The sequence below is a fragment of the Sphingomonas sp. URJC2 genome (assembly GCF_059803575.1).
The window spans coordinates 1-15405 of record NZ_JAPFGX010000054.1 but is presented as its reverse complement, the minus strand read 5'-3'; the positions used below and the strand labels follow the sequence as shown (position 1 = coordinate 15405).

The 15405-nt window shown below is 64.0% G+C and carries 15 protein-coding genes and 1 pseudogene; 5 read left to right on the top strand and 11 right to left on the bottom strand.

Features of this window, described 5'->3' with window-relative positions; all coding sequences use genetic code 11:
• Positions 1–284 (top strand): annotated as a pseudogene (locus OPU66_RS13950) (hypothetical protein); the annotation flags it as partial.
• Between the two features lie 17 nt (positions 285–301).
• Here OPU66_RS13950 and OPU66_RS13945 read toward each other — a convergent pair.
• From OPU66_RS13945 to OPU66_RS13905, 9 genes are read right to left on the bottom strand one after another with little or no spacing between them, the layout of a single operon-like run.
• Positions 302–904, bottom strand: coding sequence for a CDP-alcohol phosphatidyltransferase family protein (locus tag OPU66_RS13945; RefSeq protein WP_498554272.1), 603 nt, complete (start codon positions 902–904; stop codon positions 302–304).
• Between the two features lie 9 nt (positions 905–913).
• Positions 914–2170 (bottom strand): NupC/NupG family nucleoside CNT transporter, encoded by a 1257-nt coding sequence (locus OPU66_RS13940; RefSeq protein WP_498554271.1) that lies wholly within the window; start codon positions 2168–2170, stop codon positions 914–916.
• A 23-nt stretch (positions 2171–2193) separates the two neighbouring features.
• The gene (locus OPU66_RS13935; protein ID WP_498554270.1) at positions 2194–5229 is read right to left on the bottom strand and encodes a TonB-dependent receptor; all 3036 of its coding nucleotides are present in this window, start codon (positions 5227–5229) and stop codon (positions 2194–2196) included.
• 13 nt (positions 5230–5242) lie between these two features.
• Positions 5243–5938 carry a DUF3047 domain-containing protein gene (locus OPU66_RS13930; protein ID WP_498554269.1) on the bottom strand — a complete coding sequence of 232 codons (696 nt, stop codon included), beginning with the start codon at positions 5936–5938 and terminating at the stop codon, positions 5243–5245.
• Positions 5935–8064 carry a dihydrolipoyl dehydrogenase family protein gene (locus tag OPU66_RS13925; protein WP_498554268.1) on the bottom strand — a complete coding sequence of 710 codons (2130 nt, stop codon included), beginning with the start codon at positions 8062–8064 and terminating at the stop codon, positions 5935–5937. The genes OPU66_RS13930 and OPU66_RS13925 overlap by 4 nt, the downstream gene beginning before the upstream one ends.
• Complete coding sequence (locus OPU66_RS13920; protein WP_498554267.1) at positions 8061–8519, bottom strand: hypothetical protein; 459 nt, start codon at positions 8517–8519, stop codon at positions 8061–8063. The genes OPU66_RS13925 and OPU66_RS13920 overlap by 4 nt, the downstream gene beginning before the upstream one ends.
• 2 nt (positions 8520–8521) lie before the next feature.
• Complete coding sequence (locus OPU66_RS13915; protein WP_498554266.1) at positions 8522–9220, bottom strand: DUF1223 domain-containing protein; 699 nt, start codon at positions 9218–9220, stop codon at positions 8522–8524.
• A gap of 42 nt (positions 9221–9262) precedes the next feature.
• A complete protein-coding gene (locus OPU66_RS13910) occupies positions 9263–9919 on the bottom strand; it encodes an NrsF family protein (protein ID WP_498554265.1) in 657 nt (218 codons plus the stop codon).
• A complete protein-coding gene (locus tag OPU66_RS13905) occupies positions 9916–10494 on the bottom strand; it encodes a sigma-70 family RNA polymerase sigma factor (protein ID WP_498554264.1) in 579 nt (192 codons plus the stop codon). Before OPU66_RS13905 ends, OPU66_RS13910 begins: the two co-directional genes overlap by 4 nt.
• A 76-nt stretch (positions 10495–10570) precedes the next feature.
• Here OPU66_RS13905 and msrB (OPU66_RS13900) point away from each other — a divergent pair, with 76 nt between their 5' ends.
• On the top strand, positions 10571–11071 hold the full coding sequence (gene msrB, locus OPU66_RS13900) for a peptide-methionine (R)-S-oxide reductase MsrB (protein ID WP_498554263.1): 501 nt from the start codon (positions 10571–10573) through the stop codon (positions 11069–11071).
• Entirely contained in the window at positions 11068–11682 is a 615-nt protein-coding gene (gene msrA / locus OPU66_RS13895; protein ID WP_498554262.1) for a peptide-methionine (S)-S-oxide reductase MsrA, read from the top strand. Before msrB (OPU66_RS13900) ends, msrA begins: the two co-directional genes overlap by 4 nt.
• Positions 11683–11694: 12 nt before the next feature.
• Here the strand turns inward: msrA and OPU66_RS13890 are convergent, their stop codons facing one another.
• Both OPU66_RS13890 and OPU66_RS13885 read right to left on the bottom strand, forming a co-directional pair.
• A complete protein-coding gene (locus tag OPU66_RS13890) occupies positions 11695–12735 on the bottom strand; it encodes an FAD-dependent oxidoreductase (protein ID WP_498554261.1) in 1041 nt (346 codons plus the stop codon).
• 596 nt (positions 12736–13331) lie between these two features.
• Positions 13332–14096 carry a ZIP family metal transporter gene (locus OPU66_RS13885; protein ID WP_498554260.1) on the bottom strand — a complete coding sequence of 255 codons (765 nt, stop codon included), beginning with the start codon at positions 14094–14096 and terminating at the stop codon, positions 13332–13334.
• 505 nt (positions 14097–14601) lie between these two features.
• Here OPU66_RS13885 and msrB (OPU66_RS13880) point away from each other — a divergent pair.
• Together msrB (OPU66_RS13880) and OPU66_RS13875 are read left to right on the top strand one after the other, a co-directional pair.
• A complete protein-coding gene (gene msrB / locus OPU66_RS13880; RefSeq protein ID WP_498554259.1) occupies positions 14602–15051 on the top strand; it encodes a peptide-methionine (R)-S-oxide reductase MsrB in 450 nt (149 codons plus the stop codon).
• Positions 15048–15335 (top strand): peptide-methionine (S)-S-oxide reductase, encoded by a 288-nt coding sequence (locus OPU66_RS13875; RefSeq protein WP_498554258.1) that lies wholly within the window; start codon positions 15048–15050, stop codon positions 15333–15335. Before msrB (OPU66_RS13880) ends, OPU66_RS13875 begins: the two co-directional genes overlap by 4 nt.
• The last annotated feature ends 70 nt before the right edge of the window (positions 15336–15405 follow it).

The window sequence follows — 15405 nt, the reverse complement described above, 5'->3', positions numbered from 1 at the left end:
GAAATCGTTCATCGCAACTGACCTTGACAGTACATGAGCCCAATCTTGGAAACCGTGTCAGAGTTTGCAACAGAGCCGTGTTCGTCACGTCGGCCGAGAATTCCGAAGAAATCGCTGCAGCGAGAGCTATCTTCGATGCCGTCGCCTCGCCCCGGAAGACGCAATTCGTACCCACATTCGGCGGCGCGCATGGCTCGTCGACGCTGATCTCCGCCCGTAATGCTCGTGGCGCGGAGGAAAACTGGCGCGCCGTGCTGGCCTTTCTGGAATCGACCACTCGATAGGGTGGGCCCGCCGAACTTCATCGAAAGCTGATCGCTGCCCGCAGGCTGCGCTGGAAAACGGTCACGATGCACAGGATCGCAAAACCAGTCGCGATCACCGGGAACGCCGATGGCACGATGCACATGGCGACGAAAGCGACTATCGTTTCCATACCTTCGGCAATTCCGGTCGAATAGAAAAACGCCTTGCGGCCATGCGCCACCGTCTCGTCGCCGCGCTTGGCCGCGACCGCGGCGAAGGCGAGAAAACTGACGCCGGTCAGGACGAAGGTCGCGACCAGCACCATCGCATAAGGGAGGTTTTCGGCTGCCGCGAAGCCGAACCCGACGGGCACGGAAACGTAGAAAGCGAAGTCGGCGACGATATCGAGATAGCCGCCGAGGTCGGTGGGCCCGGCGGCGCGAGCGACCGCGCCGTCGAGGCCGTCGAACAGGCGGTTGAGCAGTATGAGGACCAGCCCCCAGCCGAAGGCGCCGAGGCCGATGGCCACCGCACCGCAAAGCCCGATGCCGAGGCCGACCAGCGTCAACGCATTCGCGCCGATGCCCAATGCCGCGATGGCGCGCCCCGCGGCGTTCAGCGGCGGGTCGATCAGCGGGCGGAGTTTGGCGTCGAACATGCGCTTCCTTCAGACGAACGTGACAACGCCGATGACCGCGCCCGTCATCGCCGAAGCGCAATTACCCGCGATCCAGCTTTTCACGCCCAGCGCCGCGACCTCCGCCCGCCGCGACGGCGCCAGTGTGCCGATGGTGGAGACGAGCAAGCCGATGCTGGCGAGGTTGGCGAAGCCGCACAGCGCATAGGTGACGATCAACAGGCTGCGCGGATCGAATGTGTCGGGCGGCAGCGCCGCCAGTTCCAGAAAAGCGACATATTCGTTGAGTATTGCCTTTGTGCCCATCAGCGCACCGGCCTGCGGCGCCTGGTCCCAGGGGACGCCCAGTGTCCACATCATGGGCGAGAACACCCAGCCGAGCGTCCGGCGCACGGTGACCGGCGCCCCATCGACCAGCGGCAGGCCGACAAGCATCTGATCGGCCAGCGCGATCAACGCGAACATGACGATGATCACCCCGATTACCGCGAGGAACAGCTGGACGCCGTCCATCGTGCCGCGGACGATCGCGTCCATGCTGCCGTCATATTTCAGCGCCGGCTCCGCATTGTCGTCATCGGTCTTGTCGTCGCCCGGCACCATCAGCCGCGCGATCAGCAGGGCGGCGGGAAGCGAGATGATCGAGGCGGCGATCATGTGCCCGGTGGCGTCCGGCACGGTTCGCGACAGGGTCGATGCGTAGAGGACCAGAACTGCTCCGGAGATGGTCGACATCGCCAGCACCATGATCGCGAACAGCTCGCTCCGGCCCATCCGCTCGAAATAGGCGCGCACCACCAGCGGGCTCTCGACCACGCCCAGGAACAGGTTGGAACCGGCGCTCAGCCCCACGACGCCGCTGACGCCGAGGCTGCGCTGGAGGAGCCAGGAAAGCCCGCGCACGATCCGAGCGAGGACGCCCCAGTGCCACAGGAGCGCGGAAAGCGCGGAGAAGACGATGATCAGCGGCAGGATCTGGAAGGCGATGATAACCGGAGCGGACTGGCCCGGGCCGAGCGCGAACGGCAGCGGCGCGCCGCCGACATAACCGAACATGTAGCTGGAACCGACCAAAGTCGCTTTTTCGATCGCGCGGACGGCATGATTGGCAAGTGTCACCACGCTCCACACGAACGGAACGCGCACAAGGAGGATGGCGAGCCCGAACTGGAGCAGCAAGGCAGCGCCAATCCAGCGCCACGAGGGGCGGGCACTCCGGTTCTCCGACAGGCCCCAGACGAGCATAAGCAGCAACGCGATGCCGATCAGCCCCTGCGCCTGCTGCAATATCGCCAAAGATGCCTCCGAACTCAGAATTTAAACGCCGCGCCAAACTGGAGTTGCCGGGGCGGGCCGGCGTTGCGCTGGACGAACGGCGCTCCTCCGCCGAACTGCACCTGGTTGGACGTCGTCGCCGCGTTCGCAAAGCCCGATTCGTTGTTTGCGTTGAACACATTGAAGACATCGGCGGAAAGCTCAAACCGGCCAAACGCAACCGGCACGGCGTAGCGTATGCCGAGGTCGACCGTCGCCGACCACGGCAGCCGCCCCGAATTGCGCGTCGCGCCCGGATAGCGATCCGAATTACCCACGAAATTCTCGCCGAACGATTGGCCGTCGCCGTTCAGATCCTGCGTGCCGAAGATGCGTGCGTCCGGCACGAAATTGACGGGCTGGCCCGACTGGAACAGCCCCGCGACGGTGAAGATGAAGCCGTCAAAGGGATAAAGATAGCCCACCGCTGAGATGACGTGACGGCGATCGTTGGCGGAGGGTCCACGGTCGGCGCCGAAATTGTTCGCGTCCGACGCGCGGAAATTGATGTCGTCGGTGTCGTTGGTCAGCTTCGACAGGGTGTAAACGAGGTTGAACGCGTAATCGTCCTGCCCTCGCGCCTTCTCCGCGCGGAAATTGAGCGCGCGATAGAGCGCCTTGCCCTCGGTTTCGGATACGGTGATCTGCCGCGCTCCGCCGGGTGAAAGCGTGACGGGCCGGGTGGCATCGGCTTCGGCCTGGCTGCGCACCAGGCCGAGCGATTGCGCGAGCGCCGAGCGCGACGCGTTGTCCGGCTGCGAGCGGAGCAAGGCGATATTCGCCTCGGTCAGCGCAGCCATATTCGGCGTGAAGGGCGCGGGCGCGTTGAGATCGCGCAGCCGCGCGAGATTGCGCGACCGGCTGTAGATCGCATCGACGCCAAGGGTGATCGCATCGGTCAGCTGATATTGATAGCCCGCGCTGAGTTGCAGGCTGTACGGGCTGTCGTAGCCTTCGGGATTGAGTATCCGGACCTCGTTGATCGTGGCGGTGTCGCGCAGCCCCTGAACCGCATCGGGTCCAGGACATGCGCTCGCGGTATCGCATGGCACGGAGACGGCGAGATTGCCATCGAACGTGAGCGGCGCCAGCGGCACCCCGGCGCGGATGATCCCAAGCGATTGAAGCCGATTGAGCTGGCCGAGCAGCGCCGCCGACGCCGTGTTGCGCTGGAGCGCGTCGGAGATCACCGCATAGATCAGCTTGCCGTGGAATACGCCCGCGCCGAAGCGGATCGACGAGCGCGCATCGGGACGATAATTGACCGCGAGCCTCGGGGCAAAATTATCGTAGTCACCGCCGCCGCCCTTGGCGGTAAGCGAGTCATAGTCCCACCGCAGCCCCAGCGTCGCCGTCAGCTTGGGCGAAAGCTGCCATTCGTCCTCGACATAGAAGGCTAGCTGATTCTGATCGGTGCCGAAGGTGTTGGGACGCAGCTCGACGGAATAGTCGATGATGCGCGGGTCGAGTCCAAGAACATCCCCGGCGGAAAGATCGAGGCCGCGCCCGAGGCCGCGCACTGCCGCCACCTGATCGGGCGTGAGCGCGACGATGAAATTGCCGTCGGGATTGCCGCCACCGGCCAGCGCGAACTGCGAATGGAGGAGGTCCGTACCGACACTGATGCGATGATCGCCGATCCGCCGCTGGAGGCGGTGGACCGTCTGCCAGCTTTGCTCAAGATCGTCGAACACGAAGCCCGGATGGCCGAGCACCCCGACCGTCAGCCCACTTTCGTCGCGGATAGCAACCTGCGGACCCGAACCGCCGCGCGCCTCACCGTAATCCCAGCGGAAGCGGCTATACTGGAGGCTGCCGTCATAGCTCCAGGCGTCGCCCGCATAGCTCAGCGAACCGGCAACAATCGTCGAGAATCGATCCTGGTCGGACCCGGCGGATGGAAACGTGACGTTTCCGCCTCCCAGCGCGCCGCCCGGCCGGTCGATTGTGACGCGGCCGATGTTCGTGCGGAGCGTCGCCGTCCAGTCATCCGACAGACGATGGTCGAGGCGCAGCGAGCCGAGCAGGAATTGATTGTTGCCGGTGACGTTTTCGACCACTCCGAGCGCGGGCGCGTCGACGATCTGGACGTTGTGGTCGCGCGTATATTCCAGGTTCGCGTAGAAGAAGGTCCGATCGCTGATGATCGGCCCGCCGAGCGCGCCGCCGGCCTGATACCGTTCGAAGCTCTCGCCGACCGGATTGCCGCTCAAGTCGCGGCGCGGAAAGGCCGATCTTGCGTCAAATGGGCGGCCGGGGCGGACCAGCGCATAAGCCTCGCCGCGCCAGTCGTTGGACCCCGAGGGCGTCGTGAAGTTGACCAGGCCGTTCGGAGTCCGGCCGTAAATCACCGAATAGCTGTTGGCGATGACGGTGACCTCGCGCGTGAACCCCAGCGGCACAGGAAATTTCGGTCCGCCGAGGAAGTTTTCGTTATTGTCGAGACCGTCGATCAGATAATTGGTGTTGAGTGCGTTGGAGCCGTTGATGGAAATCACCGGCGCTTCCGGGAAGAAGCCGGTCGAGGGCACCACGTTGGGCAGCCGCACCAACGCACCGATGACGTCGCGCCCCTCGATCGGCAAATCGCGCAATTCGCGCTCGCTGAGCGAACCCGAGATTTCAGCGTTGACGGTATTGATGCCCGTAACCGCCCGACGGCCGGTGACGACGATCGCAGCGTCGTCGGCAGGCGTGAGCCGGAGCGTGACCGAACTGGTGAAGTTCGACCGCAATCGGATAGGCGCGGATTGCGTCCGCGCGAACCCGTCCGATCCGCCAAAGACGACGATATACGCGCCGCCGGTCGGCAGGGCCTCAAGCCGCACCTGTCCGCGCGCATCGGTACGCTCTCGGCGCAGGATCGCGAGTTCGCGATTCTCGATCGTTACTTCGGCATCGGCGACCGGGTCGCCATTTTCGGCGTGGACCACCGCCACCTGTATACCCGCCTGCTGAGCCAGCGCGGGCGCGGCCACCGCGAATGCCGCCGCGGAAATTCCGGCACGCACGATTGCCCGAGAACTCATCATAGAAATCCCGCTCTCAAAAGGCGCACGGCTTGTCCCGCGCCACGAAATGCAGATCCGCGAAGGCACCGCGCGCGAACGAGCGTGTATTGTCGGTGTCGACGGCGACCGCGATCTGGATCGGCTTGCCGGGAACATTGGCGAACGCGCGGGCAAAGTCGGCGGCGACATCGGCGCGCTCGGTCACCCAGCGGCCAGCTCGCCCCGTTCCGGTTTCGGCGACGACGAGCTGGGCGCGGTCGGTATAGGCGCTCTTCACCCTGGTCCCGACCGGATTACTATTGTCCCAGACATAGTTGATCGCCGCATCCGGAACCGCCGCGCCGAACAATTTCCGCGCGATGCCGAGCTTGAATCGCGTGCCCGCGGTCAACGAGGCGTTGGGAATATCGAACGCGACATAGACTCGCGCGGCGTAGTCGTCACCGCTCTTGCGGCGCATGTCCGCCGCCGCGACGGGCGCATCGACCCGCCACCGCCAGCACAAGACCGGCGTGGCATCGAGATCGACCGTCAGCGGACGCGCCAGTAGCGCCATGCTCTTGTCGGCGACGCCCTCGATCGCGGTAACGCCGTCGATCCTGGCGACGCGATAGCGGGTCGGCGGTGTCTTCTTGTCGATCCGAACGACGCGCCACGGCGACGGCGGCGGCCCCTCCTCCCGAAACTGGCCGACCGGCACCTGTGCGGCGAGGAGCATCGAGAGGATCATCCGCGCATCCAGCGATGGTAGCGTTCGGAGAGATTCAGCAGCCGCTCCGGCTTGTGCGCCTTCTTCCATTCGCCGGCGGCATATTTGTTCGCCTCGGACATCGTCGGATAGGCCTTGATCGTGCCGAGCAGCTTGTTGAGGCCGATGCCGTGCTTCATCGCCAACACCAGCTCGGCGATTGTCTCGCCGGCATTGTGCGCGACTATGGTGCCGCCCAGGATGCGGTCCTTGCCCGGCTGGACAAACAGTTTCACGAACCCCGCGTTCGCGCCTTCCGCCACGGCGCGATCGAGATGGTCAACCTCGTAACGGACAACCTCGCAAGCTAGGCCCGCCTCCTTTGCGCTCGCCTCGTTGTGGCCGACATGCGCCACCTCCGGGTCGGTGAACGTCACCCAGGGCAGCACCGAATAATCCGCCCGGAACTTGCGGAACCGGCCGAAGAGAGCGTTGACCGCCGCGAACCATGCCTGGTGCGCGGCGAAATGGGTGAATTGATATGGTCCGGCGACGTCGCCGACCGCAAAGATGTTGGGAAAGCGGGTGCGCAGGAAATCATCGACCTCAACCGTCTTTCCCGTTTCGATGCCGAGCGCCTCGAGGCCGTAGCCGCTGAGCCGTGCGCGGCGGCCGACGGCGACGATCAGTTCGTCGAAGGGGACGGATGACCCGTCGCCCAGCACCAGCGTCTTGCCTTTGACGCGCTTGGCCTTCGTGCCGAGCCGCAGGTCGATTCCGTCGGCGCGCAGCGCGTCGGCGACAAAGGCGGATACCTCTGCGTCCTCGCGCGGCAGGATGCGGTCGCCGCCTTGGACCTGCACGACCTTGCTGCCGAGCCGTGCGAAGGCTTGCGACAATTCGCATCCGATCGGCCCGCCGCCGATCACCACGATCCTTTCGGGCACGCTTGCGCGCTCGCCTAGCGCGTCCCAGAGCGTATCGCTCGTCAGATAGCCGCTTTCCTCGAGACCGGGGATGTCGGGCACCACCGGCTCGCCGCCCGCGGCGATGACGATCGAGCGGGTCGTAAGGCGTTTCTCGCCGTCGATCGCCACAGTCCAGGGATCGACGATCGTTGCATGGCCCTGCCGCACATCGACGCCGAGGCCGGTATAGCGTTCGGCGCTGTCGGCGGGCTCGATAATGCGGATCGCGTCGCGCACGCGCGCCATAACCTTGGCGAACGGCACCGGCGGGTCGGCGGGAGTCAGGCCATGGCGATCGGCCGTGCGCATCTCGTGCGCGAGGCGGGCGGCGCGGATCAGCGTCTTGGACGGGACGCAACCCGTGTTGAGACAGTCGCCGCCCATCTTCGCCTGTTCGATCAACGTCACTTTCGCGCGAACCGTGGCGCCGATCAGGCTGGTGACGAGCCCGCCCGCGCCGGCGCCGATGACGATCAGGTTGCGGTCGAACCGCTTCGGCCGTTTCCAGCCTCGATAGACCTGGCGCCGCTTCCACCAGTCGATCGCCCATTTCGCGATCAACGGAAATATTCCGAGCAGAACGAACGATCCGATCAAGGCAGGCGAGAGAATATCGCGCGTGGATTCGATTGCCGCGAGCTGTGTCCCGGCGTTCACATAGACGATGGTGCCGGGCAGCATCCCGATCTGGCTGACGAGAAAATAGGGAAGCAGGCGCATCGCCGTCAGCCCCATCGCGAGGTTGACCAGGAAGAATGGGAAAACGGGGATCAGCCTCAGTGTGAGCAGATAGAAATTGCCGTCCCGCTCTACACCGCGATCCACCGCGCCTGCCGCCTTCGGGAAACGGCCTTTCACCCAGTCGCGCAGCACATAGCGCGCGGACAGGAAGGCGAGCGCGGCGCCGATCGCCGAGGCGAAGGAGACCACCAGCGTGCCGAGCCACAACCCGAAGATTGCGCCCGCCGCCAGCGTCATGATCGCGGCTCCCGGCAACGACAGGGCGGTTATCGCGACATAGACGAGAAAAAATCCTCCGATCACAAGCGCCGGTTCGCGCGCGAGCAGATCGGCGAGCGCCGCCTGCTGATCCTTGACATAGTCCAGCGTCAGGAAACGCCCCAGATCGAGCAGGAAGAAGGCGGCGATGCCCCCGCCGATGAGGAGCAGAAGGCCAATCCGGCCAGTCAATCCCTTCATCGCGCGGCGGTATCGCGGCGCCGTGCCATCAGCGCATCGAGCGACCAGCGGTCGGCATCGCGAAAGGCGATCAGCACCAGGCTTGCGGCGGCGAGAGTGATGGATGGAAAAAACAATATCTGACTGGTCTCGCTGTCGAGCAGATAGAGACCCATCGGATCGACAAGATATCGCCACAGCACGATTGCGCCGGGCACCAGCACGAGCGCCTGCAGAGGATAGGCGATGCGGCGAAAAAGACCGATCACCACCAGCAAGCCAGTCAGCACCTCGGCCGCGCCGAACGCGATCTGGATCGCCTGCATTCCCATGAAACCCGAATAGTACTTCTCGGCCAGCCCGGGTCCGGCGTCGGGCGACATCAGACGCAGCCCGCCCCATAACATCAGCAGAAGCCCAGTGCCGATCCGCAGCAGCAGCAACGATGCGGGCTTGAGTGCGCCTGTATCGGTCATTTTCATATCCTCCGTGCAGCGATGATCGGGCCGCCACTTCCCTGTTGGACGATTACCGCGCCGCGCCATGCCGGGTCGGGCGATGCGGGCAAAGCGAAGGACGCCGACGCGCCCTTCCATTGGCCGAGGCGATCCAGCGCGCGCACGATATTTTTGTGCGGGAGCGTACGTCCGCCATTCTCCCCGGCGCGGATGGGGACGTTGTGTGTCCTCGGATCGTAGCGCACGAGCCACACTGTCGCAGGCTTGGCCCCCTTCATCGCGCCAACTTTGATCCGGCCATCCCCGAAGGCGATGGTGGGCCCCGACAAGCCGCGATCGAAGCGCCGAATGAACGCGGCGACCTCTTCCCGGCGGTGACCGATCAGCACGCCTCGCCCGTTTACGACCATCTGCGGTGTCGAGACATTGCCACGGCCGCCGGCTTTCGCATAATCCCACTGGCGTTGAGTGAAGCGCGGGTGCGCGAACGTATCTTTCCAGCCGAGCCGATCCCAATAGGTTACGGAGAAGCTCAGCGCGAGCACGTCGGGGCGGCCCGCGATCGCGTTGAGGTTGGCGTTGGCCGGCGGGCAGGACGAACAGCCCTGGCTCTGGAACAGCTCGACAACCACCGGATGGTCGGCGTCCGCAGCATCGGCAGGCGAGCAGGCCGTAAGCGCGGCGAGAGACAGCGTCACGATCAGTCGAAGTCGAGTCATAGGCCTTACCTCCACACCCGGTTCGCCGGATAACGCCAAAGGTTACGCGGGCCGAAGCATCGGACGACGGAGCAGGCTGGCCAGAGCCATCACGATCAGCACCGCGACGACATGGACGGCGAGATCGAGAAACGTGACCGCAAAGGGATGGAAGAACTGCAGCAGAAAGGCGGACAGCGCCGCGATGCCGAGTCCGCCCAGCGCCGCCACGGGCAGCGGATCGATCGGTGCCGCCCGCGACAGCCGCCAGGCGAGGGGCACGCCCAGCACCAGACTCGCGGTTACGATAAAGACCAGGCAGTCCATGCTATGTCCCAGCTCCCAGCCGGACGGCCCTCTCCGCGCAATATCCCGCCAGCATCCCAAGCCGCTCAGTCCGAGCCAGAGGGCAAGCGCTGGGAGCGGCACGGCAAGCCAGCCGCGCGACCGGCCCGGTATCGCGACGTGAAAGGCGGCCATGACGGCGAGCGTGCCGGTCAGCAGCGCCGCGGCGAGCTCGATCCCCGCCTGCATTTCGCCGCCCGCCCCGCGCATCGCGAGCGGATCGGCATTGGGAAGCAGAAGGATCGCGACGAGACCGAACAGGGCCAGGCCCGCCAGCGTCGCGAACGCCCGCGTCAGCGGTGTAGCCAATCGCTTCACCGGCACAGCATCGGCGCTGAGCTTTTCGATCAATGCGTCGGTCTTCCGGTCGGTCATTCCAACTGATCCTTCCCGGCTTCGAGACGCAGCCGCTTGATTGCGCGATGGACGTTGACTTTGAGCGAAGACACCGACTGGCCCGACGCGGCCGAGGCTTCGGCCAGCGACATTTCCCTGAGCTTCGTCAATTCCAGTGCCTCCTTCTGCCGCGGCGGCAATTCGTCCATGAGCCGCGCGAGCGCTTTCGCGGACTCGCTTGCTTCTATCGTGTTCGCCGCGGGGGCGGCGAAGGTTTCATAGGCCATTGGATTATGTACCTCGCGCGCGCCGACCCGCGAAGTTCTGCGCAATGCGTCGATCGACCGGCGGGAGACGATAGCGGCGAGCCATGGCTCGACCGGGCGGCCGGACTCGTAGGTGTGGCGAACCCGGTGAACGGTCAGCAATACTTCCTGCACCACATCCTCGACAACGTCATCGGCATAGACGCGGCGTCGCGCGAGCGCGCGTATGAACGGCGCGGCCGCCGTCAGAAAGCGGCGATAGGCGTTGCCATCGCCGCGCTGCGCAGCAGCGAGCAGATCGCCCCAGGACTCCTCTCCAGTATCTCCACCGGCCTCAGTCAAATCCATCTCCCAGGCTGAGAATGTAACCTCAAACGGCCTCATAACGAAATGGAACGTCCCAGAACGATAAGGGTTTTCAGAGATGATTGTGACCAAGCGGACATTTCTCGCCAGCGCTTCCGCCGCGATCGGCGGCTTGGCGCTCGGCGGTTGCTCTCGGCAAGCGGCCGCGGCCTCCCCCGAGACTTTCGAAATCGTGAAGACGACGGATAAGTGGCGCGCGATCCTGACGCCGGCGCAATTCAAGGTGCTGCGACAGGAGGGAACCGAACGCGCCGGATCGAGCCCGCTCAACGCCGAAAAGCGGCGCGGCACCTATACCTGTGCCGGCTGCCACCTTCCGGTCTATTCTTCGAAGACCAAGTTCGAAAGTGGTACCGGCTGGCCGAGCTTCACCACACCGATCAAGAATGCGGTCCGCACCAAGCCCGATCCGGGTCTGTTCGGCGCCCGTACCGAGGTTCATTGCCGCCGCTGCGGCGGACATCTCGGCCATGTCTTCGACGACGGCCCGCCGCCGACCGGCCAGCGCTGGTGCATGAACGGTGTGGCCATGAAGTTCCTGCCGGGGAAGCAAGCATGACGCGCGCGGTATGGATGGCAATGACGCTGACGGCCGTCGCGGCCTGCTCGGCGGTGGCGCCCGACGAAGCGCCCGCGCAAACGAGTCAACGCGCCGTCGCCGTGGTCGCTACCGGCTGCTTCTGGTGCACCGAATCCGATTTCGACAAAGTGCCGGGCGTACTGGCGACGACCTCGGGCTATATCGGCGGCAGGACCGCCAACCCAACCTACGAACAGGTGTCGGCGGGCAATTCCGGCCATATCGAAGCGCTCCGCGTCGTCTATGATCCATCGCGGGTCACTTACGCGGCGCTGGTCAGGCACGCGCTGCGGACGTCCGATCCGACCGACGGCGGCGGGCAGTTCTGCGACCGCGGCGACCAGTATCGTCCCGCGATCTTTGTCGCTGGCCCGGCCGAGCGCAAGGCTGCCGAGGCCGCCAAGGCCGAAGCCGCTAAGGTACTGGGGAAGCCGGTCGCCACCGACATCCTGCCGCGCGGCCGCTTCTATCCCGCCGAGGGCTATCACCAGGATTATTACAAGAAAAACCCGATCAAATACCGCTTCTACCGCCTTTCCTGCGGTCGCGATGCGCGCGTTAAGGAAGTGTGGGGCGACGCTGCCCGCTAAGCCTGAGGCAGGTTACTGGAAGCGGTTCATGAATGCCAAATCCAGATGCCGTTTCCATCGGAGCATCGCCCGCGACCGCCAGGCAAACCTGCCCCATGTCGCGAAGCCGGTTTCGTCGCCGAGATCCATGATGGCAAGCCAGCGGTGTTGCGGACGATAGGGTTCGAGCGGCTCTCCGCGGGCGGTGGCTATCAGGTTCCTTACGAGCACCGGCGCCTGTCGAACCCCGAAGACGCCTTGACACGGCAGTGGGCGCGGAAGAAAGTCGGCGCAATCCCCGGCCGCGAACACCGCCGGATCGACTACGGATTGAAGCGTCGCGGCAACCGCCACGCCTGCGCCGCGCCTCGTTTCAAGGCCTGCCTCTCGCACTAGCGCGGCCGCGCCGAGCCCGGTCGCCGCGATCATCAGATCGTGCTCGGGGGGTGCCGCATCCGGCCCCCATCGCGGATGCAGCGCCACACCGCGCCACTCGAGGCTGGCATATAGAGCCCGCCAGCCGCGCCCCGTGCCTGCCGGGTAGCCGGCAAGCGTGATACGCGGTTTGACTCCCATGCGCGTCGCCAGGCCGGCGAGAGCGGCCGCTACCTCGGTGCCGCTCAGCCCGGCACCGACAATGAGCAGGCGCGGGAAGCTGGGCTTGGATTCGATATGCGCGCGCAGCGCGGTCAGTCCGGCGAGCGGCTTGACCGGCCAGGCATCATTCCCTGGGCAGGGCTCCGCAACCGTGCTGCCAATGTTGAGCGAAAGCAGGTCAAAGCTGAACTTCTGGCCATCAGCTAGTTTTATAGCGCGCGCTGCGCGATCGATCACAGTCGCGAAGCCATCGACGAACGCAAGCCCCCTCCGTTTCGCCACCGCCTCGACATCGATCCGGTTAGCGCCCGGCGGCAGAGCTCCGGAAAGCACACCGGTCGTCAGGCCCGAATAATCGAACGATTTTGGTGCGATGAGCAGCGGGTCGATTCCCGCATCACGCAGCACTTCGAGTTGCTCGGTAAGCAGCAGGTGTGCATGGCCCGCCCCGAGAAGGATAAGCCGCGTTTGAGCCATCGATCAGCGCCCTAAACCAGGTGCAGGATGAAAGTCATCGTTCGCGTCGTCATCGCCAACCTCCGACGCGACCGGCTTGATCGTGCACTTTGCAGTCACGAGCAAGATCGCAATGATTCCGACGGCCCCGCGCGACGCGTTGGAACTGCACTCGCTGCTTGCACTGTCGATGAACCCAGACCTCGCGGAACTCGAACCGCGACGACGAAACCTTGGTCTCGGCTGGCCCTCCTGACTTATCGTTGGCTGAATTTTTGTCGCCGAATGGTAGTCCACGCTTGGAGAGGAGGTGAGATCGTCTGCGTCGCCGGTACCGATGCCGATCAGTGTCCGTCAGCGCCACGGCGTCGTCGAGATGCCTTAAAGTGTTGCCAGGAGACCATTGAGATCGGGCAAATCGCCGAACGTAAGGCTATTACAACAAGATTGGACCGTTTTGGGCGCAAGTTCATCTTAGGGGCCCGCCGCCTCAGGGCCGCTGAGAGCGGATACCCGGATTTGACCGTTGCTCCGCTGTCAGGGCGGAAGCGCCGCACAATCCGGAACTTGAGGCGTGGGACACGGGCGATCGCCCGGTGGTGGCGTTTTCCAGATTTTTACGCGGTTTCTTTTATCAGCAGAAAGGCCGCGAGAAATCCAATCACGGCAATCGATCCGATAAATGCTTGCGCTTTCTCGATCGCTTCGGGGATCATGGCCTCGGTAAGCATTGCCAGAACGGCACCCGCTGCGAATGCCAGGATGATCGCAACCATTTTCGGCTCAAGTCCGCCCGAGGCAAAGTTGCCCAGCGCGGCTGCCGCACCGCTCATCAAGGCAATCCCACCCCATACGGAAAAGATGTATTTGGCGGATCGGCCAGCCTGTTTCATGCCTGCCGCGCTCGAAAGCCCCTGCGGCACATTCGCCAGGAAGAAGCCGACGACAAGTCCGACACCAATCTTCCCGCCGTCGAGCAGCGAGAGGCCGATCACAATCGACTCCGGGATTGCATCGAGCAGGGCGCCCGCCGCGATGGCCAACCCGCTACCTTTGACGTCCGATTCCTTGGGCTGCTCAACACATCCGCCGCAGCGATTGCGGTGCTTCGCGCCGCGCTTCGAGAGCAGCCAGTTGACACCGCTGAAAACGAAAGCGCCCAGCAGAAAACCGCCAATGGTCGGAACCGCGCCGCCTCCGGCGAAGGCCTCCTCCATCAGGTCGGTCGATAGCACGGCAATCAGTACGCCGCTACCGAGGCCCATCACTGCCGCGATCAGTCGATGCGGCAGGTCAATGAGAAAAGCGACTGTCGCGCCGATGAGCAACCCGGCTCCAGCGAGCAATCCCCACAATCCGGCCTGAATGGATATCGGCAACATTTAAAGCGTCTTACCTAAAAAAGGGGTTGAGCGATATCATCGGCTGGATGGTGATTCCCTCGGATTTGCAAAGATGCGATGGAGTGGGCGATGCCTTGGACCGCTATCACCCGCGATGACTATGCCTGCGATGCGGCGCTGAGCAAGCGCAGCGTCTCTTAATCCAACATCATTGGTAACTTCTCCCGCCTCGTAAGCGAACAGAGGTTTGTGCCGAGCAATCAAAGATCAAAGGGAGCATCATGAAAAAGATACTCACACTTGCAGCCATTTTCGGTCCGGGATCAGCGGCTTTTGCCGCGCCTCCCGGTTTGGCCACGAGCCTCGGGGCATCATGTTGCTTCGTTGCGGCGGCCTGTTGCGAATTGGTTATGGGCTGCTGCGTCTAAGTCGGCTCACCAGCTTTGGACAAAATCGTTTCGCCTAGGATGCACGCCGGTTCCATCAACTCCAGCTTGGCAGGGGGCGACACAGTTCGCATATCGGACCCACCCAGGAGAAAACCATGAGCAAGTACAGCAAGACCCCTGATGCCATCGCCAAGCTATCCCCAGAGCAGTATCGGGTCACCCAGGAAAGCGGCACCGAACTTCCCGGAACCGGAGAATATCTGGACAACAAAGAGTCCGGAATCTACGTCGATATCGTCTCGGGCGAGCCGCTGTTTGCCTCGTCGGAGAAGTTTGAGTCGGGATGCGGATGGCCAAGCTTTACCAAGCCGATTAACGCTGCACACGTCACTGAACTGCAGGACCGCACGCATGGCATGGCCCGCACCGAAGTGCGGTCTGCACATGGCGACAGCCATCTCGGGCACGTCTTTCCGGATGGTCCGGCCGATCGCGGTGGGCTGCGCTATTGCATCAATTCGGCTTCACTGCGGTTTGTGCATCGCGACGACATGGAGTCCGAAGGTTACGGGGCGTACGTTGACCAAGTGGAGGAAATCGTATGACCGAGGAACGAGCCGTGCTTGCTGGTGGCTGCTTCTGGGGGATGCAAGACCTGCTGCGTCGCTATAGCGGCGTAATCTCCACACGCGTTGGTTATTCCGGTGGCGACGTGGTGAACGCAACCTATCGCGATCACGGAACTCACGCCGAAGCGATCGAGATCGTCTTCGATCCGGAGAAAATCACGTATCGAGCGCTGCTGGAGTTCTTTTTCCAGATTCACGACCCGTCGACGTTGAACCGGCAGGGCAATGACACCGGCTCGAGCTATCGCTCGGCGATCTGAGCAGCCCCCACCGGGTGGTCCGGGTATATAGTTAGTGCATTGTCGTCTCCGCCGCCATTGCCGGTCGGAG

What these genes read in the sequence shown, in the direction of transcription:
- OPU66_RS13890 (WP_498554261.1), bottom strand. Translation starts at nt 12,735, where the DNA reads ATGGCTCAAACGCGGCTTATCCTTCTCGGGGCGGGCCATGCACACCTG.
- msrB (WP_498554259.1), top strand. Translation starts at nt 14,602, where the DNA reads ATGAGCAAGTACAGCAAGACCCCTGATGCCATCGCCAAGCTATCCCCA.
- OPU66_RS13945 (WP_498554272.1), bottom strand. Translation starts at nt 904, where the DNA reads ATGTTCGACGCCAAACTCCGCCCGCTGATCGACCCGCCGCTGAACGCC.
- OPU66_RS13885 (WP_498554260.1), bottom strand. Translation starts at nt 14,096, where the DNA reads ATGTTGCCGATATCCATTCAGGCCGGATTGTGGGGATTGCTCGCTGGA.
- OPU66_RS13935 (WP_498554270.1), bottom strand. Translation starts at nt 5,229, where the DNA reads ATGATGAGTTCTCGGGCAATCGTGCGTGCCGGAATTTCCGCGGCGGCA.
- OPU66_RS13915 (WP_498554266.1), bottom strand. Translation starts at nt 9,220, where the DNA reads ATGACTCGACTTCGACTGATCGTGACGCTGTCTCTCGCCGCGCTTACG.
- OPU66_RS13910 (WP_498554265.1), bottom strand. Translation starts at nt 9,919, where the DNA reads ATGACCGACCGGAAGACCGACGCATTGATCGAAAAGCTCAGCGCCGAT.
- msrA (WP_498554262.1), top strand. Translation starts at nt 11,068, where the DNA reads ATGACGCGCGCGGTATGGATGGCAATGACGCTGACGGCCGTCGCGGCC.
- OPU66_RS13875 (WP_498554258.1), top strand. Translation starts at nt 15,048, where the DNA reads ATGACCGAGGAACGAGCCGTGCTTGCTGGTGGCTGCTTCTGGGGGATG.
- OPU66_RS13930 (WP_498554269.1), bottom strand. Translation starts at nt 5,938, where the DNA reads ATGATCCTCTCGATGCTCCTCGCCGCACAGGTGCCGGTCGGCCAGTTT.
- OPU66_RS13925 (WP_498554268.1), bottom strand. Translation starts at nt 8,064, where the DNA reads ATGAAGGGATTGACTGGCCGGATTGGCCTTCTGCTCCTCATCGGCGGG.
- OPU66_RS13920 (WP_498554267.1), bottom strand. Translation starts at nt 8,519, where the DNA reads ATGACCGATACAGGCGCACTCAAGCCCGCATCGTTGCTGCTGCTGCGG.
- msrB (WP_498554263.1), top strand. Translation starts at nt 10,571, where the DNA reads ATGATTGTGACCAAGCGGACATTTCTCGCCAGCGCTTCCGCCGCGATC.
- OPU66_RS13905 (WP_498554264.1), bottom strand. Translation starts at nt 10,494, where the DNA reads ATGGATTTGACTGAGGCCGGTGGAGATACTGGAGAGGAGTCCTGGGGC.